The 25965-nt window shown below is 31.9% G+C and carries 27 protein-coding genes; 21 read left to right on the forward strand and 6 right to left on the reverse strand.

Features of this window, described 5'->3' with window-relative positions; genetic code table 11:
- The first annotated feature begins 24 nt into the window (after nucleotides 1-24).
- A complete protein-coding gene (locus ACFQ5N_RS02945; RefSeq protein WP_386807616.1) occupies nucleotides 25-1596 on the forward strand; it encodes an arylsulfatase in 1572 nt (523 codons plus the stop codon).
- A gap of 94 nt (nucleotides 1597-1690) precedes the next feature.
- On the opposite strand, the gene ACFQ5N_RS02950 is transcribed toward ACFQ5N_RS02945, so the two are convergent.
- Nucleotides 1691-3400: a hypothetical protein gene (locus ACFQ5N_RS02950; protein WP_386807618.1), complete on the reverse strand. Its 1710-nt coding sequence runs from the start codon at nucleotides 3398-3400 to the stop codon at nucleotides 1691-1693.
- Between the two features lie 12 nt (nucleotides 3401-3412).
- Nucleotides 3413-4150 (reverse strand): NYN domain-containing protein, encoded by a 738-nt coding sequence (locus tag ACFQ5N_RS02955; RefSeq protein WP_386807620.1) that lies wholly within the window; start codon nucleotides 4148-4150, stop codon nucleotides 3413-3415.
- Between the two features lie 139 nt (nucleotides 4151-4289).
- Between ACFQ5N_RS02955 and ggt the strand changes: the two genes are divergently transcribed.
- The 13 genes from ggt (at nucleotide 4290) to ACFQ5N_RS03020 (ending at nucleotide 14305) form a co-directional block, all read left to right on the forward strand.
- Nucleotides 4290-5978 carry a gamma-glutamyltransferase gene (gene ggt / locus ACFQ5N_RS02960; protein ID WP_386807622.1) on the forward strand — a complete coding sequence of 563 codons (1689 nt, stop codon included), beginning with the start codon at nucleotides 4290-4292 and terminating at the stop codon, nucleotides 5976-5978.
- Complete coding sequence (locus ACFQ5N_RS02965) at nucleotides 5962-6192, forward strand: hypothetical protein (protein ID WP_386807624.1); 231 nt, start codon at nucleotides 5962-5964, stop codon at nucleotides 6190-6192. Before ggt ends, ACFQ5N_RS02965 begins: the two co-directional genes overlap by 17 nt.
- A complete protein-coding gene (locus tag ACFQ5N_RS02970; RefSeq protein ID WP_386807626.1) occupies nucleotides 6189-6863 on the forward strand; it encodes a hypothetical protein in 675 nt (224 codons plus the stop codon). Before ACFQ5N_RS02965 ends, ACFQ5N_RS02970 begins: the two co-directional genes overlap by 4 nt.
- Before the next feature lie 2 nt (nucleotides 6864-6865).
- Nucleotides 6866-7663, forward strand: coding sequence for a PhzF family phenazine biosynthesis protein (locus ACFQ5N_RS02975; protein WP_386807628.1), 798 nt, complete (start codon nucleotides 6866-6868; stop codon nucleotides 7661-7663).
- Between the two features lie 91 nt (nucleotides 7664-7754).
- Entirely contained in the window at nucleotides 7755-8081 is a 327-nt protein-coding gene (locus tag ACFQ5N_RS02980; protein ID WP_386807630.1) for an ArsR/SmtB family transcription factor, read from the forward strand.
- A 10-nt stretch (nucleotides 8082-8091) separates the two neighbouring features.
- Nucleotides 8092-8565: a DUF6428 family protein gene (locus tag ACFQ5N_RS02985; protein ID WP_386807633.1), complete on the forward strand. Its 474-nt coding sequence runs from the start codon at nucleotides 8092-8094 to the stop codon at nucleotides 8563-8565.
- Nucleotides 8566-8578: 13 nt separating this feature from the next.
- Nucleotides 8579-9028 carry a GNAT family N-acetyltransferase gene (locus ACFQ5N_RS02990; protein ID WP_386807635.1) on the forward strand — a complete coding sequence of 150 codons (450 nt, stop codon included), beginning with the start codon at nucleotides 8579-8581 and terminating at the stop codon, nucleotides 9026-9028.
- 76 nt (nucleotides 9029-9104) lie between these two features.
- Nucleotides 9105-9476, forward strand: coding sequence for a VOC family protein (locus ACFQ5N_RS02995; RefSeq protein WP_386807637.1), 372 nt, complete (start codon nucleotides 9105-9107; stop codon nucleotides 9474-9476).
- 60 nt (nucleotides 9477-9536) lie between these two features.
- The gene (locus ACFQ5N_RS03000) at nucleotides 9537-10055 is read left to right on the forward strand and encodes a TlpA family protein disulfide reductase (protein WP_386807639.1); all 519 of its coding nucleotides are present in this window, start codon (nucleotides 9537-9539) and stop codon (nucleotides 10053-10055) included.
- 21 nt (nucleotides 10056-10076) lie between these two features.
- Nucleotides 10077-10316 (forward strand): VF530 family protein, encoded by a 240-nt coding sequence (locus ACFQ5N_RS03005; protein ID WP_386807641.1) that lies wholly within the window; start codon nucleotides 10077-10079, stop codon nucleotides 10314-10316.
- Nucleotide 10317: 1 nt separating this feature from the next.
- Entirely contained in the window at nucleotides 10318-12513 is a 2196-nt protein-coding gene (locus ACFQ5N_RS03010) for a B12-binding domain-containing radical SAM protein (RefSeq protein ID WP_386807643.1), read from the forward strand.
- A 55-nt stretch (nucleotides 12514-12568) separates the two neighbouring features.
- Nucleotides 12569-13807 (forward strand): DEAD/DEAH box helicase, encoded by a 1239-nt coding sequence (locus tag ACFQ5N_RS03015; RefSeq protein ID WP_386807645.1) that lies wholly within the window; start codon nucleotides 12569-12571, stop codon nucleotides 13805-13807.
- Between the two features lie 9 nt (nucleotides 13808-13816).
- Entirely contained in the window at nucleotides 13817-14305 is a 489-nt protein-coding gene (locus tag ACFQ5N_RS03020; protein ID WP_386807648.1) for a GNAT family N-acetyltransferase, read from the forward strand.
- Nucleotides 14306-14308: 3 nt separating this feature from the next.
- Here the strand turns inward: ACFQ5N_RS03020 and rlmF are convergent, their stop codons facing one another.
- A complete protein-coding gene (gene rlmF, locus ACFQ5N_RS03025) occupies nucleotides 14309-15229 on the reverse strand; it encodes a 23S rRNA (adenine(1618)-N(6))-methyltransferase RlmF (protein WP_386807649.1) in 921 nt (306 codons plus the stop codon).
- Between the two features lie 117 nt (nucleotides 15230-15346).
- Here rlmF and ACFQ5N_RS03030 point away from each other — a divergent pair, with 117 nt between their 5' ends.
- Genes ACFQ5N_RS03030 through ACFQ5N_RS03045 form a run of 4 tightly spaced genes read left to right on the forward strand, consistent with a single transcriptional unit; the run spans nucleotide 15347 to nucleotide 18410 of the window.
- Nucleotides 15347-15925, forward strand: a complete 579-nt coding sequence (locus ACFQ5N_RS03030; RefSeq protein WP_386807650.1) for a TetR/AcrR family transcriptional regulator — start codon at nucleotides 15347-15349, stop codon at nucleotides 15923-15925.
- Nucleotides 15926-15928: 3 nt separating this feature from the next.
- Complete coding sequence (locus tag ACFQ5N_RS03035) at nucleotides 15929-16594, forward strand: NAD(P)H-binding protein (RefSeq protein WP_386807652.1); 666 nt, start codon at nucleotides 15929-15931, stop codon at nucleotides 16592-16594.
- 4 nt (nucleotides 16595-16598) lie between these two features.
- Nucleotides 16599-17231 (forward strand): nitroreductase family protein, encoded by a 633-nt coding sequence (locus ACFQ5N_RS03040; RefSeq protein WP_386807654.1) that lies wholly within the window; start codon nucleotides 16599-16601, stop codon nucleotides 17229-17231.
- A gap of 18 nt (nucleotides 17232-17249) precedes the next feature.
- The gene (locus ACFQ5N_RS03045; protein ID WP_386807655.1) at nucleotides 17250-18410 is read left to right on the forward strand and encodes an iron-containing alcohol dehydrogenase; all 1161 of its coding nucleotides are present in this window, start codon (nucleotides 17250-17252) and stop codon (nucleotides 18408-18410) included.
- A gap of 131 nt (nucleotides 18411-18541) precedes the next feature.
- On the opposite strand, the gene ACFQ5N_RS03050 is transcribed toward ACFQ5N_RS03045, so the two are convergent.
- Nucleotides 18542-19540, reverse strand: a complete 999-nt coding sequence (locus tag ACFQ5N_RS03050; RefSeq protein ID WP_386807656.1) for a YhdH/YhfP family quinone oxidoreductase — start codon at nucleotides 19538-19540, stop codon at nucleotides 18542-18544.
- A gap of 133 nt (nucleotides 19541-19673) precedes the next feature.
- Here ACFQ5N_RS03050 and ACFQ5N_RS03055 point away from each other — a divergent pair, with 133 nt between their 5' ends.
- The gene (locus ACFQ5N_RS03055) at nucleotides 19674-20003 is read left to right on the forward strand and encodes a winged helix-turn-helix transcriptional regulator (RefSeq protein WP_386807657.1); all 330 of its coding nucleotides are present in this window, start codon (nucleotides 19674-19676) and stop codon (nucleotides 20001-20003) included.
- Between the two features lie 139 nt (nucleotides 20004-20142).
- Nucleotides 20143-21177, forward strand: coding sequence for a DUF481 domain-containing protein (locus ACFQ5N_RS03060; protein WP_386807659.1), 1035 nt, complete (start codon nucleotides 20143-20145; stop codon nucleotides 21175-21177).
- A 158-nt stretch (nucleotides 21178-21335) separates the two neighbouring features.
- Here the strand turns inward: ACFQ5N_RS03060 and rsmI are convergent, their stop codons facing one another.
- Nucleotides 21336-22010, reverse strand: a complete 675-nt coding sequence (gene rsmI / locus ACFQ5N_RS03065; protein WP_386807660.1) for a 16S rRNA (cytidine(1402)-2'-O)-methyltransferase — start codon at nucleotides 22008-22010, stop codon at nucleotides 21336-21338.
- Nucleotides 22011-22034: 24 nt separating this feature from the next.
- On the reverse strand, nucleotides 22035-23834 hold the full coding sequence (locus ACFQ5N_RS03070; RefSeq protein ID WP_386807661.1) for an AMP-dependent synthetase/ligase: 1800 nt from the start codon (nucleotides 23832-23834) through the stop codon (nucleotides 22035-22037).
- 346 nt (nucleotides 23835-24180) lie between these two features.
- Here ACFQ5N_RS03070 and aspS point away from each other — a divergent pair, with 346 nt between their 5' ends.
- Nucleotides 24181-25932 carry an aspartate--tRNA ligase gene (gene aspS, locus ACFQ5N_RS03075; protein WP_386807662.1) on the forward strand — a complete coding sequence of 584 codons (1752 nt, stop codon included), beginning with the start codon at nucleotides 24181-24183 and terminating at the stop codon, nucleotides 25930-25932.
- Nucleotides 25933-25965 lie beyond the last annotated feature (33 nt).

Consider the following 25965-nt stretch of genomic DNA (forward strand, 5'->3'; position numbering starts at 1 on the left):
AACTACTAAACTAATTAATCACTTATGAAAAAATTGTTTCTATGCTTTATTTTAATAGCAACTGCTACTTTTCAAATATACGCACAAAGCTTTGACAGATCTGTAAAAACAGCTGAAAATTTTGAACCTTCAATTCCGCACCCTGAACAAGAAAAAGCAATTACAAAAAAATTAGCCGACCTTGAAAAAAAGACTGGCAAAAAACCAAACATAGTTTGGTTAATTGTTGATGATATGGGTTACGGTGATCCTGGTTGCTACGGTGGTGGAGGCGCAATTGGTGCTGAAACTCCAAATATGGATAAATTGGCAGCACAAGGTTTAAAACTAACCTCATGCTACTCACAACAAACCTGTACTCCTACCCGATCTGCAATTTTAACAGGAAGGCTTCCAGTACGAACTGGACTTATTAGACCTATTTTAGCCGGAGACAAAATTACCTCAAACCCTTGGGAAGACGAATTAAGTTTGGCCAAAATTTTAAGTGATGCAGGTTACTACACTTTACTTACCGGAAAATGGCATGTTGGTGAAAGTATTGGTATGCGACCTCACGATATTGGTTTTGATGAATATTTAGGTTATTACCCTGCTCAAAAGGAAATTTCACAAGGTTTTGATCCTAGACGTTATCCTGATTTAGTTCTAAATGAAGAACGAATGAAAGATTTTGAAAGTATTAAACCTGACGACCATTTACAACATGGCTGGAAAGGTGGTAAAACCGAAAAAGTAAGCCAAGTAAAATCTCTTGAAGATATTGGTAGAGCTGATCAAGTATTAACAGATTTTTCTATTTCAAAAATAAAAGATTTTGCAAAATCTGGCGAACCTTTCTTTTTAGAACATTGTTTCATGAAAGTGCACGCAGACAATCATGACAACCCAGATTACCCTGGATTAAGCGCCGCAAAATACCAATATAAAAATGCCATAGCTGAAGTTGATATGCACATAGGAAACATTGTAAAAGCCTTGACTGATGAAGGTTTACTAGAAAATACGTTTGTTTTTGTAACTTCTGATAATGGTCCGCAAATGGATTCTTGGCCAGATTCAGGATACACGCCTTTTAGAGGAGCTAAAGGAACAACTTTTGAAGGTGGAGTTAGAGTTCCAGGAATTGCTTATTGGCCAGGAATGATTGCTCCAGGATCTGAAAGTAACGGAGTTTTTGATTTAATGGATTTATTTGGCGTAAGTTTAAGATTGGCTGGTGTTGATAGAACAACTTTACCAAGCGATAAATATTTTGATTTTATTGATCAAAGTAGTTTTTTATTCCTTCCCGAAGGAAAAACAAACCGAGAAGCTGCTTATTTTTGGTGGGGAAAAGAGTTTATGGCTATGAGAATGAAAGAATACAAGGAACACGTAAAAGTTATTATTCCACATTCAACACATATGTATATTGATTATGCTACTATTGAAGATGTTGGTTTAGCACCTTGGTTATTTAATTTATACATAGACCCACAAGAAAAAATGCCTGTTGGTCATAGAAGAAGTGCTTGGCTTGCAACATTAGGCGCAAAAATGAAACAACACGCTTTAACTTTTAAAAAATACCCACCAAAAAACATTGGTCTTTAGATCTTTATTTTTTACACAAAACTATCTTTAGAATAAAAAACATTGCTATTCTAAAGATAGTTTTAATTTTTATTGAAAAAAAAATAGAGGTTTTTTAAAATTTAGAAAACCACTTCTTTTTTTCTTTTTTATGCACTGTTTGTGTTTTCTTTTTTTCTTCTTTTACAATTTTACCTACAGGATTTACAGTGTTTACCATTCCAGATAAAACTGATTTCCACAGTAAATTTCCAAAACCTTTATGGGGTTCTCTTTCAAACTCAATTGCACCAACTCTTAGTTTCCCTTTTTTAGTAGGATTAGAGTCAACAATTATAGAGTTTCCAATCCAAGAAATGGTTTTTTTCTTTTTATGATCTTTAAAAATTTTGGCATTTAAATTGGTATACCGCATAAGTAACTTACCTGTTGATCCGGCAGTAGTACCTGTAACCGTAAAATTCATTTGCTGTAATTTACCACTTTCAAACTTTACACCAGTTCCTGCGTACAGCGCATCATTAAAATTAATAAAATTTGCTGCTCCAACACTTCCTGTAAACAAATACGAATTATTATAAGTGTTATAATGCATTACAACATCTAAGTTTAACGGAGCTACTTTACAAATGTTTCCTTTTAAATTTATTTTTAAATCGCTTCCAAAGTCCAAGCTATCCTTTAAAGAGGTAACATTACTAAATTCAGCATTCAAATTTGAGATGTCTAAAACCATTAATTCTTTAAATTTTTCGTGCTTTTCACGGTAATTAAGTTCTCCATTTTTTAGCAGTATTTTTTCAATATTAAAAGGTTCCGTGACTCCTTTTAATAATTCATTTAAAAATTTAGGCCGTTTATTTAAATCTTGTGGTTTTGTTTGGTCAATATAAATACCAAATATTGGTTGCTCAACTAAAACTGTGTCTAAACTAACAACTCCTTTTCTTAAAATACTATCTAAATAAAACCCCTTAAATTGAATGTTTTTGGTGTTTATTTCATAAACTTCAGTATTGTATGGGTACGTTGCTGCCAATTTTTTCTTATCTAAAGTGGGGTTTAATTTAAAATTAGATATAACCAATGAGCTGCTTTTATAATTGTATTTAATGTCATTTAGACCAATTGTATAATCTCCGTTGTTGGTTTTTATTTCTTGCTCTTTAAAGTTAATTTCTAAGTCTTTTTTATCAACTACAAAATAATTTTCAATAGTAGGATGCGCATCTAAATTAACACCTGAAATTTCACAAGCTTCTCCACTATAAGAAAATAGTGTATCGGCATTTTTAACGTTCATAATTCTAAAATCAAAATCTTCAAAAACAACACGTTTAAAATCTATTTGTTTAATTTCTTTTATAAAAATAGAATCAATTCTTGCTATTTTCCCTTCGGTAGAATTACTTTCAACATCTAAAGGATTGTCTAATTTATACAAATTTAATTGCAATCCTTTTGCTATAATTTTACGCGCATACACTTCTTTATGTACTAAAATAGCATAAATACCAAATCCTTTTATTTTCAGTTCAGACAAAGTAAATTCAGAAGTACTTGCTTTTTCTGCAAGGCCTTTTTTAAAGTTTTCAAAAAACAAGCTATCAGGTTTTACCTGTACATTTTTAAGATTTAAATCTCCAGTAAACACATTTAAATTAATTTTACCTACAGAAATAGTTAACTTTTTCTGTTCATTAATTTCTTGTAATTGTGTGTTTACAAGGTTAGAAACAACAACACTTAAAATACTGTTTATTGAAAAAATTAGAAGAAGAAGCACTCCAAGAATAACGCTCCATTTTTTAGTGTTGAATTTCATAGCAACTTTGCTTTATTTTTTACGCTTGTTCCTCACATAAATTAATTTAAAACGACCTCCACCTTCTTTTTGTTCAATTTCAAATTGAGGTAACGATTTAAAAAATGGTGTTAATTTTTCAAATCCAAAATTTCGCGAATCAAAATTGGGTTGCTTTTTTAAAATAAGAGACCCAACATCACCCATAAAAGCCCAACCATCTTCATCAGCCGCATCTTCAACAGAGTTTCTTAAAAAACGAATTACTTTTGGCGTTACTTTATCAATATTTGCTTTTTTATGAACAGCTTTTCCATCTTGAATATCATCTTCATCCATCGCCAAAATTTCTAAATAAATAAACTTATCACAAGCAACAATAAACGGATTAGGTGTCTTTTTTTCTCCAATTCCGTAAACAACCAAACCTGCCTCACGCAAGCGCGTGGCTAATTTTGTAAAATCACTATCTGAAGAAACCAAGCAAAAACCATTTACTTTTTCTGAATATAAAATATCCATAGCGTCAATAATCATTGCCGAATCTGTTGCATTTTTACCCGTTGTATAACCATATTGTTGAATTGGTGTTATGGCATTTTCCAACAAAATATTTTTCCATTTAGACAAATGTGGCTTGGTCCAATCGCCATAAATACGTTTAATTGTAGGTGTTCCGTATTTTGTAATTTCCTCCATCATTTCTTTAATGTATTTTGAAGGAATATTATCGCCGTCAATTAAAACGGCTAGTTTTATATCTTTTATCATATTGTTAAAGTTACAAAAACTTACTTCATTTTTAATAAAATTAGCTTCAATAACATTTGTAGCAGCTTTATTTTAAAGTTTATTGTATTTTTATGCAACTCATTTTTCCAGAATCAACTTAAAAATAATTTTAAACACAATGAAAAAAACATTGAAATTTATTGCAATAGCACTTTTACTAAACATAACATTTGCACAAGCACAAGATAGAGTAAACGGAAAAGCATTCACCACCAGATCTGAAGTAATTGCACAAAACGGAATGGTTGCAACCAGCCATCCTTTGGTTACCCAAATAGGTTTAGATATTTTAAAAAATGGCGGAAATGCCATTGATGCCGCAATTGCAGCCAATGCAGCTTTAGGTTTAATGGAACCAACAGGATCAGGAATTGGAGGCGATTTATTTGCCATTATTTGGAGCGCAAAAGAACAAAAATTGTACGGATTAAATGCAAGCGGGCGTTCACCTGAAAAATTGAATTTACAGTACTTTAAAGACAAAAACATGACCAGTATTCCAGCTTTTGGAGCCTTACCTGTGAGTGTTCCCGGTTGTGTTGATGGTTGGTTTGAAATGCACAAAAAGTTTGGAAGTATGAAAATGGAGCAACTTTTAGCACCTGCCATAAAATATGCAAATGAAGGGTTTCCTGTTACAGAATTAATTGGGTATTACTTAAACATGTCTTCTAAAAGATTTAAAGATTACCCAAATTTCAGTGAAACGTATATGCCAAATGGCGCCTTAAAAAAAGGAGTTGTTTTTAAAAATCCGTATTTAGCAAACACTTATCAAAAAATTGCAACAGGTGGTCGAGATGCTTTTTACAAAGGCGAAATAGCCAAAACAATTGCAGATTTTTTACAAGCTGAAGGTGGTGTTTTAAGTGAAAAAGATTTAGCAAACCATACTTCAGAATGGGTTGAACCTGTTTCAACAAACTACAGAGGATACGATGTTTGGGAATTACCACCAAACGGACAAGGAATAGCAGCCTTGCAAATTTTAAATATTATGGAAGGCTATGATGTTAGAAACATGGGATTTGGAAGTGCAGACTATGTACATCATTTTATTGAAGCTAAAAAACTAGCATTTGAAGATCGTGCAAAATATTATGCAGATCCAGCTTTTAATAAACTACCAGTTGAAACATTAATTTCAAAAGAATATGCCAATGAACGTAGAGCATTAATAGGAAAATATGCGGCTCGTAAATATTCTCCTGGGGAATTAGAACACGGAGACACTGTGTATTTAACTGTTGCAGATAAAGAAGGAAATATGGTGTCTCTTATTCAAAGTAATTACCGCGGAATGGGTTCAGGAATGGTGCCTCCAGGTTTAGGTTTTATGCTACAAGATAGAGGTGAATTGTTTTCGTTAGAAGAAGGTCATTTCAACGTTATTGAACCAAATAAACGTCCGTTTCACACCATAATTCCGGCATTTATAACAAAAGATGGAAAACCGTGGATTAGTTTTGGACTTATGGGCGGCGCAATGCAACCGCAAGGTCACGCTCAAATTGTAATGAACTTAATAGATTTTGATATGAATTTGCAAGCTGCCGGTGATGCGCCACGTATGCAACATACAGGTTCTACAGAGCCAACGGGTGGGAAAATGACCAATGGCGGACAAGTTTTATTGGAGTCTGGTTTTGAATACGAAGTTATTAGAACTTTAATGAGTAAAGGACACAAAGTTGGTTTTGGTTTAGGAAGTTATGGCGGCTATCAAGCCATTATGTTCGATCAAGAAAACGGTGTGTATTACGGTGCATCAGAGTCTAGAAAAGATGGAAATGCTGCTGGTTATTAATAACAATTCTGGTATTGCAGAAAATCAAATAGAATTGTTTAATTATGATCTTTTATTAAAAGACTTTAAAAAACCCTTAAATTTGCGAAAAGTAGATTTTAGAAAATATGCTGTTTTTGGATTTTTATTTACCGAAACAATTTCTGAAAATGAACTAGAAATTCAGCAAATTTTAAAGTCTAACTTAACAAAATACATAACTTTAAAACAATGAGCAACGAAAGTTTACTTTCATTAAGAATGGCAAAAATGTCTGATTCTGAATTGAAAAACTATACCGAAAATAAAGATCATTTTCAAGAATACGCAGTACTTTCTGCAGTATTAGAATTAGAAAAAAGAGGAATTATTGTTGAAAATGCTGATGAAATTAAACAAGAAGCACAAGCAATAAAAGCTGCTGAAGCTACAAAAATTGAAACACCTTTTACAACAGCAAATGCCCAATCAAAAGAAATTCCGGCATTGTATAGCACGCAATCTATCTTTATTTTTGGAGCCTTATTTTCAGTTTTTGGTGGCAGTGTTTTAATGATTTTAAACTTGTTTCAACTCAATAAAAAAAATAGTGGTTGGTTTGTAATTATTGGAACCTTTATGTACTCCTTTTCACTAACTTATATTTATGAGTTTTTAAATCTTACTGAAAAAGTTTCACTTACCAATTTAGCTACATTTTCTGATCTAATTACCGCCTTTTTAATTTCAATTATTTCAAATTTAATTGGAATTTATTTGTTGTATAATTTTATTTGGAAAAAAGAAGTTCCTGAAGATTTAAAATACAAGAAAAAAGCTATTTGGAAACCTGTACTTATTATTTTAGCCATTAATTTTATTGCGGCTATTTTATTAATTGCTTCAGGCGGCATACCTCAAATGTAATTATGAAAACTTATATTGTTGACTCATTTACTAATACAGCATTTAAAGGAAATCCGGCTGGCGTTTGTATAGTAACAACACTTATTTCTGATGAAAAAATGCAAGCAATTGCAGCCGAATTAAATTTATCTGAAACAGCATTTGTTCAACATATTTCAAACAACAATTATTCCATTCGGTATTTCTCACCAATTATGGAAATTCCTTTGTGTGGACACGCTACATTGGCTTCAGCAAAAATAATATTTGAAAATACTTCGGTTGAAGAAATTCACTTTACAACGTTTCAAAATATTGAACTTGTTACAAAAAAAGAAGGTGAAAAAATTTCAATGGTTTTTCCTGTTTATGAAACTACAAAAGCAACAGTTTCAAAAGAATTATTAACTGCTTTAGGTATTTCTGAAATAAATAATTGCGTTTACAATAAAGAGACTAATATTTTATTATTAGAAATTTCAAGTACCTCAGCATTAGCAAAACTAACCCCAGATTTTGAAGCCTTGGTAAAAACCAATAACTCTATAAATGGTGTATTAGTAACAAGCTCTTCAACAAGCGAATACGATTTTCATTCTCGATATTTTTGGCCTTGGAGCGGTTCTAACGAAGATCCGGTAACCGGTGCTACTCATACTTTTTTAGCTAAATATTGGAGTGAAAAATTGAATAAAACAGCTATGAAATCTTTTCAAGCCTCACAAAGAACTGGCGCTATGGAGGTTGAATTAATAGAAAACAACCAACTAATTATAAAAGGAGAAGCTGTTATTGTGTTTAAAGGTGAACTGTGTATTTAAAAATTTTTAAACGTTAAAATTTTCCTATTTCTACACTTTTTATTGTGGTTTTTTGTTATTAATCGTAATATTGCAATATAATAATTTAAGTATGGGAATTACCAAATCAGAAATATTTACAAACGAACAAAATAACATTGCAAAAATTGCAAAAGTACTGGGACATCCGGCTCGAATTGCCATTCTGCAATACATATTAAAATCTAAATCTTGTATTTGCGGAGATCTAGTACAAGAAATTGGCTTGGCACAACCTACAATTTCTCAACACTTAAAAGAATTAAAAAACATACAATTAATTAAAGGAAATATTGATGGAACAAGCGTTTGCTATTGTATTGATGAAGAAAATTGGATGAAAATTCAAAAAACCTTAACGCAATTTTTAACTACTAACCCATCAACTAATTGCTGCTAAAACTAAAAAAATGAAACTATCTGAAATTAAAAAACACTTAAACACGCTACAAACAATTGCTTTTCAATTACCAAACGGAACCTTAGTTCCAAATCATTTTCACGTAACTGAAGTTGGTAAAATTACAAAGCATTTTATTGATTGTGGTGGTACCGTAAGAAATGAAGAAGTTGTAAACTTTCAATTGTGGGAAGCTGATGATTATGACCACAGATTACATCCAGAAAAATTAGTGCATATTATTGAACTTTCAGAAAAAGTTTTGGGTATTGAAGATTTAGAAGTTGAAGTTGAGTACCAAGGAAAAACCATTGAAAAATACAATGTTGATTTTGATGGTCGCACTTTTTTACTAACATCTAAACACACAGATTGTTTGGCAAAAGACAACTGTGGTATTCCTGAAGGAAAGCAAAAAGTAAGTTTATCAGATTTAAATAAACCTACTGAATCTTGTTGTTCACCAAGCTCTGGTTGTTGCTAAAAATTAAATTGAAATGATTACGCTAAAAAGAACCAATTTTCAAAACAGTGATTTTGTTGCACTCGTAAAATTGTTAGATGCCGATTTAAAAATACGTGATGGTGTTGAACACGGTTTTTACGATCAATTTAATAAAATTGACGGTTTACAACATGTAGTTATTGCTTATGAAAATAGCCAAGCTGTTGGCTGTGGTGCTTTTAAAATTCATGAAGGAAATTTTGTTGAAATAAAACGAATGTATGTGAGCATACAAGGTAGAAGAAAAGGTGTTGCTTCAGCAGTTTTAAACGAACTTGAACAATGGGCAACAACACTAAATTTTGACAAATGTATTCTTGAAACCGGCAAACAACAACCCGAAGCCATTGCATTGTATAAAAAATGTGGCTACACCATTACACAAAATTTTGGCTTTTATGAAAACGTTGAAAACAGCCTATGTTTTCAAAAAATACTCTAATTTTTGGGTAGCAAACCCATTGCTACCCAAAAATTAAAAAATGTAACTTTATAGCTTTAACTATAAATTACAACATATGAAATTAGGTGCATTTTCAATTAGTTTAAACGTAAAAGACATTCACGCTTCCAAAGAATTTTACGAAAATTTAGGCTTCACTGTTTTTGGAGGAAATATTGAAAAAAACTATCTTATTATGAAAAACGAAAACTCATTAATAGGACTTTTTCAAGGAATGTTTGAAAACAATATAATTACTTTTAATCCGGGTTGGGATGAAAATGCCAACGAGTTAACCAATTTTAATGATGTTCGTGAAATACAACAACATTTAAAATCCAAAGGCATACAACCAATTACTGAAGCTAAAGAAAACACAAAAGGACCAGCAAATATGATTGTTTTAGATCCTGATGGAAACGTAATTCTTATAGATCAGCACGTCTAATAGCACGTAAGCAGTAGCTATTTAATTTTAAAGTATCTTTGCCAAAATTAATTTAAACACATGAAAAAATTACTACTAATTGCACTGGTATTAGTTGCACACATAAGTTTCGCACAAGAAGATGCTACCAGAGGTTACAAAGTTAAAGTTGGTGAGCAATCTCCTGAGTTAAATTTTACCTTAATGGATGGCACAAAACATACCAACCAAAGTTTAAAAGGAAAAGTAGTTGTACTTCAATTTACAGCTTCTTGGTGTAGCGTTTGCCGAAAAGAAATGCCACATTTAGAAAGTGAAGTTTGGCAACAATTTAAAAATGAAGACTTTTTGTTGGTTGGAATTGACTTGAAAGAAAAACGCGAAAAAGTGGAACGTTTTATTACTCAAATGCAAGTTACATATCCGTTTACTATTGATGAAGATGGCTCGTTATTTGAAAGTTTTACTTTACCAAAAGCAGGAGTTACCAGAAATATTGTGTTAGATAAAAACGGAAAAATTATTTTCCTTTCTCGCTTGTACGATGAAAAAGAATTTAATGAAATGATTGCAGTTATTGCTGCTGAATTAAAAAAATAATGTATTCACAACAAGCAATTTATGGAGAAAAATAAAAACCAACCTCAAATTCAACCAAACAATCCGTTACACGGTGTTAAACTTGCTGAAATTGTGCAATTTCTAGTATCATTTTATGGTTGGGAAGAGTTAGGAAAAAGAATAAAAATAAATTGTTTTAACAGCAATCCAACTATAAATTCAAGTTTAAAATTTCTACGCAGAACACCTTGGGCTAGAGAAAAAGTAGAAAACTTATATTTAAGATCTATTAAAGATTAAAATGGCAAAAGATATTCTACTCATAACGCCGCCTTTTACACAATTAAATACGCCATATCCGGCGACCGTTTATTTAAAAGGTTTTTTAAACACTAAAAACATTAGTTCTTATCAAATAGATTTAGGAATTGAAGTTATTTTAGAATTATTTTCAAAAAATAGCTTGACTTCTATTTTTGAATATGCAGTAGAAAACGAAACCATAACTTCAGAAAATTCTCAACGAATTTATGCGTTAAAAAATAATTATTTAAGCACTATAAATTCTGTTTTAGCTTTTCTTCAAGGAAATAATCAAACTTTAGCACGCCAAATTTGCACCACTTCATTTTTACCGAAAGCATCAAGATTTGATCAATTAGACGATTTAGAATGGGCTTTTGGATCGATGGGAATTCAAGACAAGGCAAAGCATTTAGCAACATTATATTTAGAAGACATTTCAGATTTTATAAAAGAGTGTGTTGATGAAAATTTTGGCTTTAGTAGGTATGCAGAACGTTTGGGGCAAAGCGCCAACAGTTTTAATGAGCTTTACAACAAGCTACAAGAAAACACCACTTATATTGATGAAGTTACACTTCAAATTTTAGCCAAAAAATTAACAACAGTTCAACCAAAACTAGTGTGTATTTCTGTTCCGTTTCCGGGAAATTTATACAGCGCTTTTCGTTGTGCTGAATTCATAAAAAATAAGCATCCTGAAATTACTGTTTCAATGGGTGGCGGATTTCCAAATACCGAATTACGTTCAGTCTCAGATGTACGCGTTTTTGATTATTTCGATTATATTACCTTAGATGATGGCGAATTACCGGTAGAATTATTATTAAACAACATTCTAAATCCTTCCGAAGAAAAAAAAGAGTTTAAACGCACTTTTTTAGTTGAAAACAACAAGGTTAGTTATGTAAATAATTCCACAAAAAAAGATTACAAACAAAGTGAATTAGGCACACCTGATTATAACGATTTGCTGTTAAATAAATACATTTCAGTAATTGAAATAGCAAACCCAATGCACAGTTTATGGAGTGATGGCCGCTGGAATAAACTCACTATGGCGCATGGTTGCTATTGGGCAAAATGTACGTTTTGCGATGTTTCTTTAGATTATATTAAAGTTTATGAACCCATAACTGCCAAATTGTTGGTAGACAGAATGGAGGCAATAATTGCAACAACTGGAGAAACAGGTTTTCATTTTGTAGATGAAGCTGCACCACCAGCTTTAATGAGAGCTTTGGCTTTAGAAATTTTAAAACGTGATTTAACCGTTACGTGGTGGGCAAATATTAGATTTGAAAAAAGTTTTACCAAAGATTTGTGCATTCTTTTAAAAGCATCAGGATTAATTGCCGTTTCAGGAGGTTTAGAAGTAGCCTCAGACCGTTTATTACAATTAATAGACAAAGGTGTCACTGTGGAGCAAGTTGCTCAGGTAAACCTTAATTTTACTGAAGCCGATATTTTAGTACACGCTTATTTAATGTATGGTTTTCCAACACAAACAGTACAAGAAACGGTAGATAGTTTAGAAATGGTACGTCAACTATTTGAATTAGGCATTATCAATTCTGGATTTTGGCATCAATTTGCACTAACAACGCACAGTCCAATTGGATTAGCTCCTGAAAAATATGGTGTAATTCCAGACTATAAAGAAATTACATTTGCCAATAATGATATTGATTTTTTAGACGAAACCGGCATTGATCACAGTCAGTTTAGTTACGGATTAAAAAAATCTATCTTTAATTTTATGCACGGCGTTGGTTTTGATGTTCCCCTTCAAGATTGGTTTGATTTTGAAATTCCACCTACAAATATTCAATCGTATTTTATTGAAGATTGTTTAACTTCTGAAGAAAATTTAACTACAAAACCTTCAGCCAAAATTGTTTGGTTGGGTACAGAACCTTTGATTTCTTATACTTCTAAAACCAAAAGAGGACGAACATTAAACCTTGTACATTTCGCATTTCACTCTAAAAATGAATTGTTAGAAATTTCATTTAAAAAAGAACAAGGCGAATGGTTATTTGCTGCATTAGAAAAACTATCTGTACAACAAGAAAACACCTTGTCATTTTCTCAATTAAAAGAAGATTTTGAACTTTCATTCAGCGATTTTGAGTTGTTTTGGTATTCAAAACCTTTAAAAAAAATGCGAAATTTTGGTTTATTAGTTTTATAAACACACTTCCCTATTTTACTGTATCTTTGCATAAAACTTGTTTTAAACAACACCTATGCAATTCAAAGACTTACAGCTTAATAAATCAATTTTAAAAGCCATTGCTGAACAAAATTACGACGTTCCAACGCCTGTTCAACAACAAACCATTCCGCTAGTTTTAGCAAAAAAGGATGTAATTACAACAGCACAAACAGGAACAGGTAAAACAGCATCTTTTGCATTGCCTATTGTACAATTGTTATTTAACAAACAAGATTCGGGTAAAAAAGGCAAAAAAATTAGAGCATTAATTGTTAGTCCAACCAGAGAATTGGCCTTGCAAATTCAAGAAAGTTTTAAACGCTACGGAAAATATTCAAATCTAAGAACAGCTGTTGTGTACGGAGGAACATCTATTGAACCTCAAAAAGATATACTTACAAAAGGTGTAGATATTTTGGTGGCAACACCAGGTAGATTGTTGGATTTACACAAACAAGACTTTATAAATTTAGATTATGTTGAAACCCTAGTTTTAGATGAGGCAGATTTAATGTTAGATATGGGTTTTATTGATGATGTTCGAAAAATTGAACGTTTATGTCCGCAAGAAAAACAAGTTTTATTATTTTCTGCAACAATGCCTAATAAGGTTATTAATTTAGCAAATGTTATTTTAAAAGAACCTGAAACGGTGAACGCAACACCTTCATCTTCTACAGCACAAAATGTGCAACAATTGTTGTTTTATGTACACAAACAACATAAAATGGAATTGTGTTTGTACCTTTTACGAAACAATATTGAAGGTAATATTTTAATATTTAGACGCACCAAAATGGGTATTGCTAAATTGGAAAAAATGCTGAAAGGAAACGGCTATAAAGTAGATAGTATTCATGGTGATAAAACACAAAATGATCGTGAAAATGCCTTAGAGAAATTTAAAGATGGCGACATAAATATTTTAATAGCTACCGATGTTGCCGCTCGTGGAATTGATATTAACAACCTTGATGCTGTAATTAATTTTGACATTCCAAATGTTCCTGAAACCTATGTGCATAGAATTGGACGTACAGGTCGTGCAGGTAAACTTGGCGTTTCGTACTCTTTTTGCGCTGCAGATGAAAAACCATACATTGCCAACATTCAAAAACTTATAAATACCACTATTCCGGTTATGAATGAGCATCCGTATGTTTTAGATCCAAAAGCTAAAAAAGAAGTTCACAGAACACCAGGAAAAAGTAAACACAGATCAGGCAGAAAATCAGAAGCTTCAAAAAAGAAAAAAAAGCGTTGGTATTAATTCAAGAAAATGATTAGAAGTGTTCAAATAAAAGATGCGCAAGCTATTGCAGATATTTACAATTACTACATTCTTCATTCAATAGTTACTTTTGAAGAAGAAGTTATAGATGCTAAGGAAATTGAAAAGCGAATTTTAGCAGTAACAGCAAAATTTTCATGGATTGTTTATGAAGAAAACGGAGAAATTATTGGTTATGCCTACGGAAGCGAATGGCGCTCACGATTTTCATATAGACATACCGTAGAAAGCACGGTTTATTTAAAACACAATACGCCTAAAAAAGGAATTGGTACGCTTTTATATAAAGAATTAATTAAGCAATTAACTAGTAAAAATTTTCACGTTATTTTGGGTTGCATTTCACTTCCAAATGAAGCAAGTGAAAAATTTCACGAAAAATTAGGATTCAAAAAAATAGCACACTTTCATGAAGTAGGCTATAAATTTAATAATTGGGTTGATGTTGGTTTTTGGGAATTAATTGTGAATAAATAACCACTAATTATTCCATTCTTTTTGCTCTTCAGCAGTTAAAAATGTCCACGCTATAACACGTGTTACTTTATTACCTTGATGCATTGGAATGGTTTTAATTTCAGTTGCACCTAATTTTTTTAAAGAACTTAACATACTTTCTGCATTCTCCTTTTTTGAAACCAACGTACTATACCAAAAACATTGCGTTTTAAACTTAGAACTTTCATACAAATAGGTATGAATAAATGCTTTTTCGCCACCTTTATACCATAACTCTTGTTGTTTCCCACTAAAATTTCGTGGCTCAACAGTATCTGCATTTCCCAAACCTTCTAATTTACGTGCATTTGCCTGCATTGCTTCTTGCTGCGATTTAAAAAACGGCGGATTACACATAGTTGCGGCAAACTTATCTTCGTTTGTTAAAACACCCTCAAATATGTGCGTGGCATCTTTTTGTTGTGTTAACTTTATAACAGCACCAAGCTTATTTTTTTTTACAATAGCACCTGCTCTGTCTAATGATTTTTTATCAATATCGGTTCCAACAAAACTCCAACCGTAAGCAGCATTTCCAAGCAATGGATAAATACAATTTGCTCCTGTTCCAATATCTAAAACATTCACTTGCTCATGAATACCAGAAGATTTCAACAAATCAGCCAAATAATGAATATAATCTACCCGACCAGGAATTGGCGGACATAAATTATCATCAGGAAAATCCCAAAATGAAATATTGTAATATTTAAATAACAAAGCCGTATTAATAGCTCTTACACCTTTTGGGTTTGCAAAATCTATAGTTTCTGTCCCATATTGGTTTACAAATACAAATTCTTTTAAATTTGGATAGGCTTCACATAATTCTTTAAAATTATAGCCATTTTTATGAATATTGTTTGGATGTAATTGCCCGCTATTTTTACCTTTAGTTTTCATATGTTTCATTAAGCTACAAAAGTACTCTTTTTAAATTTTAACATTAATTTATATTTACAAAATGAATATTCATTCTTTTTGTGATGTATATTTGTCTATAATTTTTACTCAAATAAAATGGCTATTAGACAAAAATGCGATAAAAAACGTGCTGCTTTATTAAACGCAACACTTCAATTGGTAAATAACCAAGGTTTTCATGCAGCGCCGATGAGCAAAATTGCAAAGTTGGCCCAAATGTCTCCTGCAACTATTTATATTTATTTTGAAAACAAACAAGATTTAATCAATCAATTGTATTTAGAAATGAAGGTGTTGTTTAGTACAAATGCCTTTAAAAATTACAACGAAAAACAAAGTATTAAAGAAAGTTTCAAACAAATTTGGTATAATATTGCGCATTTTAAGTTACAACAAACTGAAGAGTCTAATTTTTTATCACAGTGCGATAACACACCAATTGTTGATGATGCCATTAAGAAAGAAGGTTTAAAACATTTACAACCATTACTTGATTTGTGGGAAAGAGGAAAACAAGAACAAATTATAAAACCTATTTCACCCTATTTACTATATGCATTTACAATTTATCCGTTGGCATTTTTAACAAACAAACAATATAAAAACAGTTGTGAATTAAAGCAGGAAACTTTAAACGCTGCATTTGAAATTGCTTGGGATAGCATAAAACTATAACTTATGAAAAAAACAGCAATTATTTTAGGTGCTTCAGGATTAACAGGATCATTAGTTTTAGAAAAATTATTGAATGATGACCGTTACAAAACCATTAAATTATTTTCTAGAAAAAAGATAGAAGGTTTACCTTCAAAAGTAATTCAGTTTACAGGAAATTTATTGGAATTAGAAAATTTTAAGGCAGATTTTACAGCTGACGAAGTATATTGTTGTATTGGATCAACTGCTAAAAAAACACCAGATAAGGAAATTTACAAAGCCATTGATTACGGAATTCCTGTTACGGCTGCAAAACTTTCAAAAGAAAACAACATTCAAACTTTTTGTGTAGTTTCTGCAATTGGAGCAAATGTAAACAGTAGCGTTTTTTACAACAAAACAAAAGGTGAAATGGAAAGTGATGTGCTTTCAACAAAAATTAAAAACACCTACATTTTACAGCCTTCAATAATTAAAGGCAACAGAAATGAACAACGTTTTGGCGAAAATATTGGATTGGTACTTTTTAAAATACTACAACCTTTTTTCTTCGGAAAACTAAAAAAATATAACATTACTGAGGCTGAACATATTGCTCAAGCTATGATAAACTTAGCAAATTCAACTTCAGAAACACAAATTATTACTTCAGAAAAAATAAAAAACATAGCAATAAACAAAAACTAAAAAAATGGAATTATTAGACAAATTAAATTGGAGATACGCTGCTAAAGCAATGAATAAAGAAAAAGTTTCACAAGATAAAATTGACAATATTATTGAAGCTGCGCGTTTAGCACCAACTTCAAGCGGATTGCAACCTTTTGAAATTTTAGTTATCACAAATCAAGAAATTAAAGAACAAATTAAACCTGTATCTTGGAACCAATCTATGATTACAGATTGTTCTCATTTATTGGTTTTTGCCGCTTGGGATACCTACACTGAAGATAGAATTAACGAGGCTTTTGATTTGGTAAATGAAGTACGTGGTTTTAAAAACGAAGGTTGGGAAGCTTATCGCCAAAAATTGTTGAGTTTTTACCCAAAACAAGATGCAGAAATCAATTTTAATCACGCTGCAAAACAAGCGTACATTGCTTTTAGTGCAGCAATTATTGCTGCTGCTTATGAAGGTGTAGACACTACTCCAATTGAAGGATTTGAACCAGAAGCGGTAGACAAAATTTTAGGCTTACGCGAAAAAGGTTTACGTAGCTGTGTACTATTACCTGTTGGGTACAGAGACACTGAAAACGATTGGTTGGTTAACCTTAAAAAAGTTAGAAAATCAACAGAAGATTTAGTAACAGTTATTGAATAATAATTAAAAACAGCAATTATGAATAATTTTGATTTTCAAAATCCGACTAAAATTATCTTTGGAAAAGATGAAATTGCTAAAATTTCAAATGAAATTCCTAAAGATGCAAAAGTATTACTACTTTATGGTGGAGGAAGCATTAAAAAGAACGGAATTTACGAACAAGTTTCGGCAGCACTTGCTGACTTTGAAGTACTAGAATTTGGTGGAATTCCAGCAAATCCAGAATATGAAGTTTTAATGAAAGCTTTAGAAATTATTAAAACTGAAAACATTACTTTTTTATTAGCTGTTGGTGGCGGATCTGTAATTGATGGAACCAAATTTTTATCTGCTGCAGCTTTATTTGAAGGTGATGAACCTTGGGAAATATTAACTAAAAACATTAGAATTTTTAAAGGAATGCCTTTTGGAACAGTTTTAACTTTACCAGCAACAGGATCGGAAATGAATTCGGGTGCAGTAATTTCTAGATCTGAAACCAAAGAAAAATTTGCTATGGGCGGACCAGGATTATTTCCACAGTTTTCAATTTTAGATCCACAGGTTATAAAATCTATTCCTAAACGTCAAATAGCAAATGGTTTAGCTGATGCTTTTACACACGTTTTAGAACAATACATGACTTACTCGGTAGATGCAAAATTACAAGATCGTTTTGCTGAAAGCATTTTACAAACTTTGGTTGAAATTGCGCCTACAATGTTGAATGATGCGTTTGATTATAAAGCAGCTTCTAACTTTATGTGGAGTTGTACTATGGCTTTAAACGGATTGATTCAAAAAGGTGTACCAAGTGATTGGACAATTCACGCAATTGGGCACGAATTAACAGCTTTGTTTGGCATTGACCACGCACGAACCTTGGCAATTATTGCCGATAGTCATTACACCGTGAATTTTGAAGACAAGAAAGAAAAACTAGCACAATATGCGGAACGTGTTTGGAACATTACTGAAGGTACTTTAGAGGAAAAAGCTAAAGCTGGAATTGAAAAAACAACTGCTTTTTTCCAATCATTAGGAATAAACACAAAGCTTTCTGATTATACTGAAAACTATAAAGGAACTGCACAAGAAATTAAAAAACGTTTTACCGAAAGAGGTTGGAAAGGCATTGGAGAAAAAGGAAAAGTAACGCCAACTATGGTTGCCAAAATTGTTGAAATGAGTTATTAAAAGAATAGATGTCATTCTGAATGAAATGAAGAATCTAGAGGTTTTTCACTTCACTTTGTTTCGCTCAAAATGACAAGAAACAAAAAAAGCCGAAGAGAAATCTTCGGCTTTTTTTTACTTTTTTAAAGGCATTAAACTACTTTTAAAATAGTTCTTCCTTTTAATTTACCTGCTAACATTAAGTTTAATTTTTCACTTAATTCATAAAAACCAATGGTAGTGCTATTTGCCTCTAAACCTTCAACTTTCCATGCATCTGCTAACTTACTCCAAACTTGTTCTCTGTAACTCATTGGGTAATTTTGAGAATCAATTCCAATTAATGAAACTCCTCTTAAAATAAACGGAAATACTGTTAAATCTAACTTTATAGAAGCTGCATTTCCACAAGCTGTAACCACACCTAACGGATTTACAGATTTAATTATATTTTCCAAAATTACACCTCCAACAGTATCAATTGCACCAGCAAATAATGGTTTTAACAAAGGTCTTTTTTGAAGTGCCTCAAAATCTTTACGCAAAATCACTTCAGAAGCTCCTAAATCTAATAAATATGGCTTTTCAGCCTCTTTTCCTGTAATAGCAGCAACTTTATACCCCAACTTATTTAAGATTTGTACACTTACTGAACCAACGCCACCAGTTGCTCCAGAAACCACAATAGTTCCATCTTCAGGTTTTACTGTTTCAACCAATCTTAAAACCGACATACCTGCTGTTAAACCAGCGGTTCCAAAAATCATAGCCTGTTTCATGCTTAGATTTTTAGGTCGTTTTACCACCCAATTTTCAGGAACTTTTACATATTCAGCAAAACCACCATTCGTGTTCATTCCTAAATCATAACTGGTAACTAGCACTTCTTCTCCAACTTTAAATTTTTCAGATTTTGATTCAAAAATTACACCAACAGCATCAATTCCAGGTGTGTGCGGAAAATTTCTAGTGACTCCTTTATTTCCACTAGCCGATAAGGCATCTTTATAATTTAGAGAACTATAGTGAACTTTTATCAATACTTCTCCTTCTTCAATTGTTTCAAAAGGCATTTCTTTTATTGCCGAAACAAATTTTTCGTTTTCTTCTTCCACTCTAAAAGCTTTGAAGGTTTTGTTATCGTTCATCATTTCTTCTTTCTTTTTGTTACTTTTGCGGCAAATTTCAACCAATAATTTGGTGTACACAAGAGCTTACAATTTATACGCTTACGAACATTTTGTGCTGTTTTGTATTAACACTGGGTTTTAAAGCTAAAAAAAAATGAAAAAAAGTTACTGCCCAATAGACACTTTTATAAATGTGATTAAAGGAAAGCGAAAAAGCACCATTATTTTACATCTTTCTCAAGGAAATAAGAGATACAATGAGTTGGTAAAACTTATTCCAGACATTAGTGAGCGTATGATGACCAAACAATTGAAAGAATTAGAAGCTGACCATTTAATTAACAGAGAAATTTTTCCTGAAGTACCTCCCAAAGTTGAATATAGCTTAACCAAACTAGGTAAAGAAATTCACCCGTATTTAAAAGGAATGTTTAAAGGTGGAATTATTTTTGAAAAAATGATTGATTCCCAAGAAAAAGGTTGAAAAACCTAATAAAAACCATAAACATTTGGCGATTCTCCATGAAACACTATGCATCAAATAGTTACAAATTGTGGTACGTAATAGTTTTGAAAACTTAATAGAAACCGTTACATTTACATAATATTAAAACAAAATTATTATGAATAAATTTTACACTTCTATTTTTTTTCTTTTTGCAATTCACTGCATAGGATTTGCACAAAATGACACCTTAGTACTAAACAATCGAGATGTAATTGTTGGAGATTTAAAAAGTATGGATCGTGGTGTTTTAACCATTGAACCTTCTTATTCTGATTCAGACTTTAAAATCACTTGGGAAGATATTAAAACAATAAAAGCGACACAACGCTACTTAATTACCCTTTCTGATGGGCAACGAATTAATGGAACCTTTAATACTACAGATGACGGAAAAATATTTATTAAAAATGATGAAGGTGAAGACAGAACAGTTGAGCAACATGAAGTTGTTTATATAAACAGCGTAGACGACAGTTTTTTGAGTAGACTTTCTGCAAATATTGACTTCGGTTTCTCTTTAACAAAAGCAAACAATCAACGACAATTAAATGGTAGTTTTAGAATGGCTTATTTGGCAGACAAATGGTCTACAGAACTATATTATAACACATTATTTACAACACAAGATGACGTAGATGACATTCAAAGAAATGATGCAGGTGTTGGCTTTAATTATTTTCTTCCTAAAGACTGGAATTTAACTGGAGATTTAACGTTACTTTCTAATACAGAACAATCTTTAGATTTACGTACCACTGCCAAAATTGGTCTTGGTAATTATGTAATTCATACAAACTCTTTATATTGGAATTTGTCTGCGGGTGTTGCATATAACAATGAAAATTATTCTTCTGATGGTGGAAATAGAAATTCAATGGAGGGATTTTTTGGAACAGAATTAAACATGTATGATATTGGTGATTTAAACCTTTTTACTAGTGTAATTCTATACCCAACTATTGTTCCTGATGAATCAGTTGAATCTGGTCGTTTTCGTACCGATTTTAGATTTGATGCAAAGTATGATGATATTTTTATCAAAGACCTTTATATTAGAGCTGGTTTCACGTTAAACTACGATAATCGTCCGGCTGTTGAGGGTACTGAAACAGATTATATTTTCACTACCGGTTTTGGTTGGGAATGGTAATTTAAAAACTCAGTTTTAATCCTAATTATAGATATCAAAAAAGTAAAAAAGGAACTTCAGAAATGAAGTTCCTTTTTTTATTCCAACTTATTTAATTGGCTAGTGTAAATTGTAAAACAGAAGCCAATATTCTAAAAGCTTTAAAAACTTTATATCATCTATTTTTTTCCTTCTACAACCACCACAAATTCACCTTTTGGTGGTTTAGTTGTAAAATACTGAATAGCTTCAGCAATGGTTCCTCTTACTGTTTCTTCGTATAGTTTTGTTAACTCACGAGAAACAGATATTAAACGATCTTCGCCAAAATATTCAGAAAAATGCGTTAAGGTTTTTAGTAGTTTATGAGGTGATTCATAAAAAATCATAGTTCGAGTTTCTTCTGCTAAAAATTTCAATCTTGTTTGTCTTCCTTTTTTAACAGGTAAAAAACCTTCAAACACAAATTTATCATTTGGTAAACCACTATTTACCAAAGCAGGTACAAAGGCTGTTGCGCCTGGTAAACATTCAATTTCAACACCATTTTCTAAACAAGTACGACTTAATAAAAATCCAGGATCTGAAATTGCTGGTGTTCCTGCATCAGAAATTAACGCCACAGATTCGCCATTTTTTATGCGCTGCACAATATTGTCAACTGTTTTATGCTCATTATGCATATGGTGACTGTGCATGTGTGTAGAAATTTCGAAATGTTTCAATAATTTTCCGCTTGTACGTGTGTCTTCAGCTAAAATTAAATCTACTTCTTTTAACACCTTAACGGCTCTAAAAGTCATATCATCTAAATTTCCAATAGGTGTTGGTACTAAATATAATTTTGAATCCAATGTGTATATTTTTACTAAAATACTTTATTCAGCGTACATTTTATCAATTAACTCTTTGTATTTCTGCTGAATTACTTTTCGTTTTAATTTTAACGTAGCTGTAATTTCACCAGCTTCAATACTAAACTCTTTAGGCAACAATGTAAATTTTTTGATTTTCTCAAACATAGAGAATTCTTGCTGTAGTTCTTCAAATCGTTTTTCAAACAAATCTTTAATTTGATTGTGATTAATTAGTTCTTCAATATCTTTAAAGCTAATACTATGTTCTACAGCATATTTTTTAATGTTTTCAAAACTAGGAACTGCTAAGGCTGTAACATATTTTTGTTGATCTCCAATTACGGCAATTTGCTCAATAAAAGAATCATTTACCAAAGCCAATTCTAATTTTTGAGGTGCAATGTATTTACCGCCTGAAGTTTTCATTAAATCTTTAATTCTATCTGTAATCACCAAATTTCCTTCAGCATCCATTTTACCGGCATCACCTGTTTTAAACCAGCCATCTTCAGTAAAAACCTCAATAGTTGCATCTGGCTTTTTATAGTAACCACGCATTACTCCTGGTCCTTTAACTAACACTTCATTATTTTCACCAATTTTAATTTGAGTGCCGTGAATTGCTTTTCCGGCAGAATTAAATTCGAAGTGTTGATAACCAAATAAAGATACTGTTGCAGTAGTTTCAGTTAAACCATAACCACATTTAATATTTAAACCAAAAGAATGGAAAAACGAAACCATGTCAGCTGCTAAAGGCGCACCTCCACAAGGCATAAACTTAATTTGACCACCAAAAACTTCTCTTAATTTACTCAACACTAACTTATCAGCTATTTTGTATTTAAGGTTTAAAGCAAATGGTACTTTTTTATCAAGTCTTTTATGTTTGTTGTAATAGTTATTTCCTATTCCTAAAGCCCAACTTGCCATTTTCATTTTGGTAGGTGAAGCTTCTTTTCTTTTTTCTTGAATTGCTGAGAAAATTTTTTCAAAAATACGAGGAACCGTACACATAACTGTAGGTTTTACTTCTTTTAAAACCTCGGCAATTTGTTTAGGATCTTGGTTAAAATAAACCTCCATTCCCATATGTAAACAGAAAAACACCCAACTACGTTCGTAAATATGACTTAAAGGCAAAAAGCTTAAAGATGAGTCGGTATCATCAACATTCAATTCATATTCATGCGCTTCTAAAGATGTTGAAAAGTTGCTATGATCTAACATTACACCTTTTGGCTCACCGGTAGTACCTGAAGTATAAATAATACTAGCTAAATCATTTAAATCTAACTCGTACTCTCTTTTTTGACGTTCAATTTCAATAGCATCGTCAAAATCTTGTTGAATAAAATCTGTGAAATAAACAGCATTACCATCTTCTTTAAATTTAACGGTTGATGTTAAGGCAACAATTAACTCTAAATAGCTATTTGTTTTAGAAATTTCATACGCTTTATCGTACTCTTCTTGGTCTCCAACAAATATTACACTAACCTCAGCATCATTTATAATGTATTCAGTTTCATTTTTAGAATTGGTTGCATAAACAGGTACAGTTACTGCTCTAATACTCATAATACCAATATCAGCAATAATCCATTCTGGCATATTTTGTGCAAAAATAGCTATGTTTTGCTGTGGTTTAATTCCTAAATTTAAAAGTGCTCTTGAAACTTGCTGAATTTGTTTACCAAAGCTTTCCCAAGATATTCCTATCCATTTATTAGTTGTTGAACTTTTATAGTGAATGGCATTTTTTTGTTGATACTTCAACACGTTTTTCTTTATTTCAATACCAAGATGTTTGTAACTCATAAGCGGTTAAGTTTCTAAATTGTAATTTCGTAATTACCTAATTCAAAGCCCGCAAAGCTACAAATAATTTAGTTGAAGTACTTAAACAGATGGAAATACAACTACTTATTTAACTAAATTTTACCGTTTTAAACCTAAAAACAAGTGTTTTGCGTTAAAAATTAAGCGCTTCTACTTCACTCAGTACAAACATTTTTTGAGCACTTTATACCTTTTTAGCCATAAAAAAACGAATAGCAAAAGCCTGCTATTTGCCAAACCAGATAGTACGGCCAAAAAAATATACATATCATTTAAATCTATTGTTTAATTAACTAAATTTGCACTTTCTTAAAAACAATAGAAAATGTATAGAACACATTCAAACGGAGAATTACGATTAGCAAATGTTGGCCAAGAAGTTACTTTGGCAGGTTGGGTGCAAAAATCGCGCGATAAAGGATTTATGATTTGGGTTGATTTACGTGACCGTTACGGTATTACGCAATTGATTTTTGACGAAGAGCGTACTCCAAAAGAAATGGTAGAAAAAGCCAAAACTTTAGGTCGTGAGTTTGTAATTCAAATTACGGGTGAAGTAATTGAGCGTGTTTCAAAAAACAAAAATATTCCAACTGGTGAAGTTGAGATTTTAGTAAAAGAATTAACTATTTTAAACGCTTCATTAACACCTCCTTTTACTATTGAAGATGAAACTGATGGTGGTGATGAACTACGTATGAAATATCGTTACTTAGATATTCGTAGAAACCCAGTAAAAGACAACTTAATTTTTAGAAGTAAAGTTTCTATTGAAGTTCGTAAATATTTATCAGACATTGATTTTATTGAAGTAGAAACACCTGTTTTAATTAAATCTACACCTGAAGGTGCCCGTGATTTTGTTGTACCAAGTAGAATGAACGAAGGTCAGTTTTACGCTTTACCACAATCGCCACAAACATTTAAGCAATTGCTTATGGTTGGTGGATTAGACAAATATTTTCAAATTGTAAAATGCTTTAGAGATGAAGATTTACGTGCAGACAGACAACCAGAATTCACACAAATTGACTGTGAAATGGCGTTTGTAGAGCAAGAAGATATTTTAAATACATTTGAAGGTTTAACACGTCATTTACTAAGCGAAGTAAACGGTGTTGATATTGCTGATTTTCCACGTATGACGTATGATGAAGCCATGAAAAAATACGGAAACGACAAACCAGATATCAGATTTGGAATGGAGTTTGGAGAATTAAATACCGTTGCACAACACAAAGAGTTTGGTGTATTTAACAATGCTGAATTGGTTGTTGGTATTGCTGTTCCTGGTGGAGCGAGCTATACACGTAAAGAAATTGACAAATTAATTAATTGGGTAAAGCGTCCGCAAATTGGAGCTTTAGGTATGGTGTATGTTAAATGTAACGAAGACGGAACGTTTAAATCATCTGTAGATAAATTTTACGACCAAGAAGATTTAGCACAATGGGCAGCAGTTACTGGAGCAAAACCAGGAGATTTAATTTGTGTTTTAAGTGGTGCAACTCATAAAGTTAGAACTCAATTAAGCGCTTTACGTATGGAATTGGCAGAACGTTTAGGCTTGCGTGATCCAAAGGTATTTGCACCTTTATGGGTAATTGATTTTCCTTTGTTAGAATGGGATGAAGAAACAGAACGTTACCACGCAATGCACCATCCGTTTACCTCTCCAAAACCAGAAGATATGCACTTGTTAGATACAGATCCTGGGAAAGTAAGAGCAAACGCCTACGATTTAGTATTGAATGGAAATGAAATTGGTGGTGGTTCAATTCGTATTCACGATAAAGAAACACAAGCTGTTATGTTAAGCCATTTAGGATTTACACCTGAGGAAGCAAAAGAACAATTTGGATTTTTAATGAACGCCTTTGAATATGGTGCGCCTCCGCACGGTGGTTTGGCATTTGGATTGGATAGATTGGTAGCTATTTTAGGCGGACAAGAAACTATTCGTGACTTTATTGCATTCCCAAAAAACAACAGTGGACGAGACGTTATGATTGACGCCCCATCAAATATAGACGATGAACAACTAAAAGAATTAAGCTTAAAACTTAGTTTAGAATAACACTAAAAACCTCGATAAAATTTTATCGAGGTT

This window comes from Lutibacter holmesii (assembly GCF_042679665.1).
In the GTDB taxonomy this organism is placed as follows: Bacteria; Bacteroidota; Bacteroidia; order Flavobacteriales; family Flavobacteriaceae; genus Lutibacter; species Lutibacter holmesii.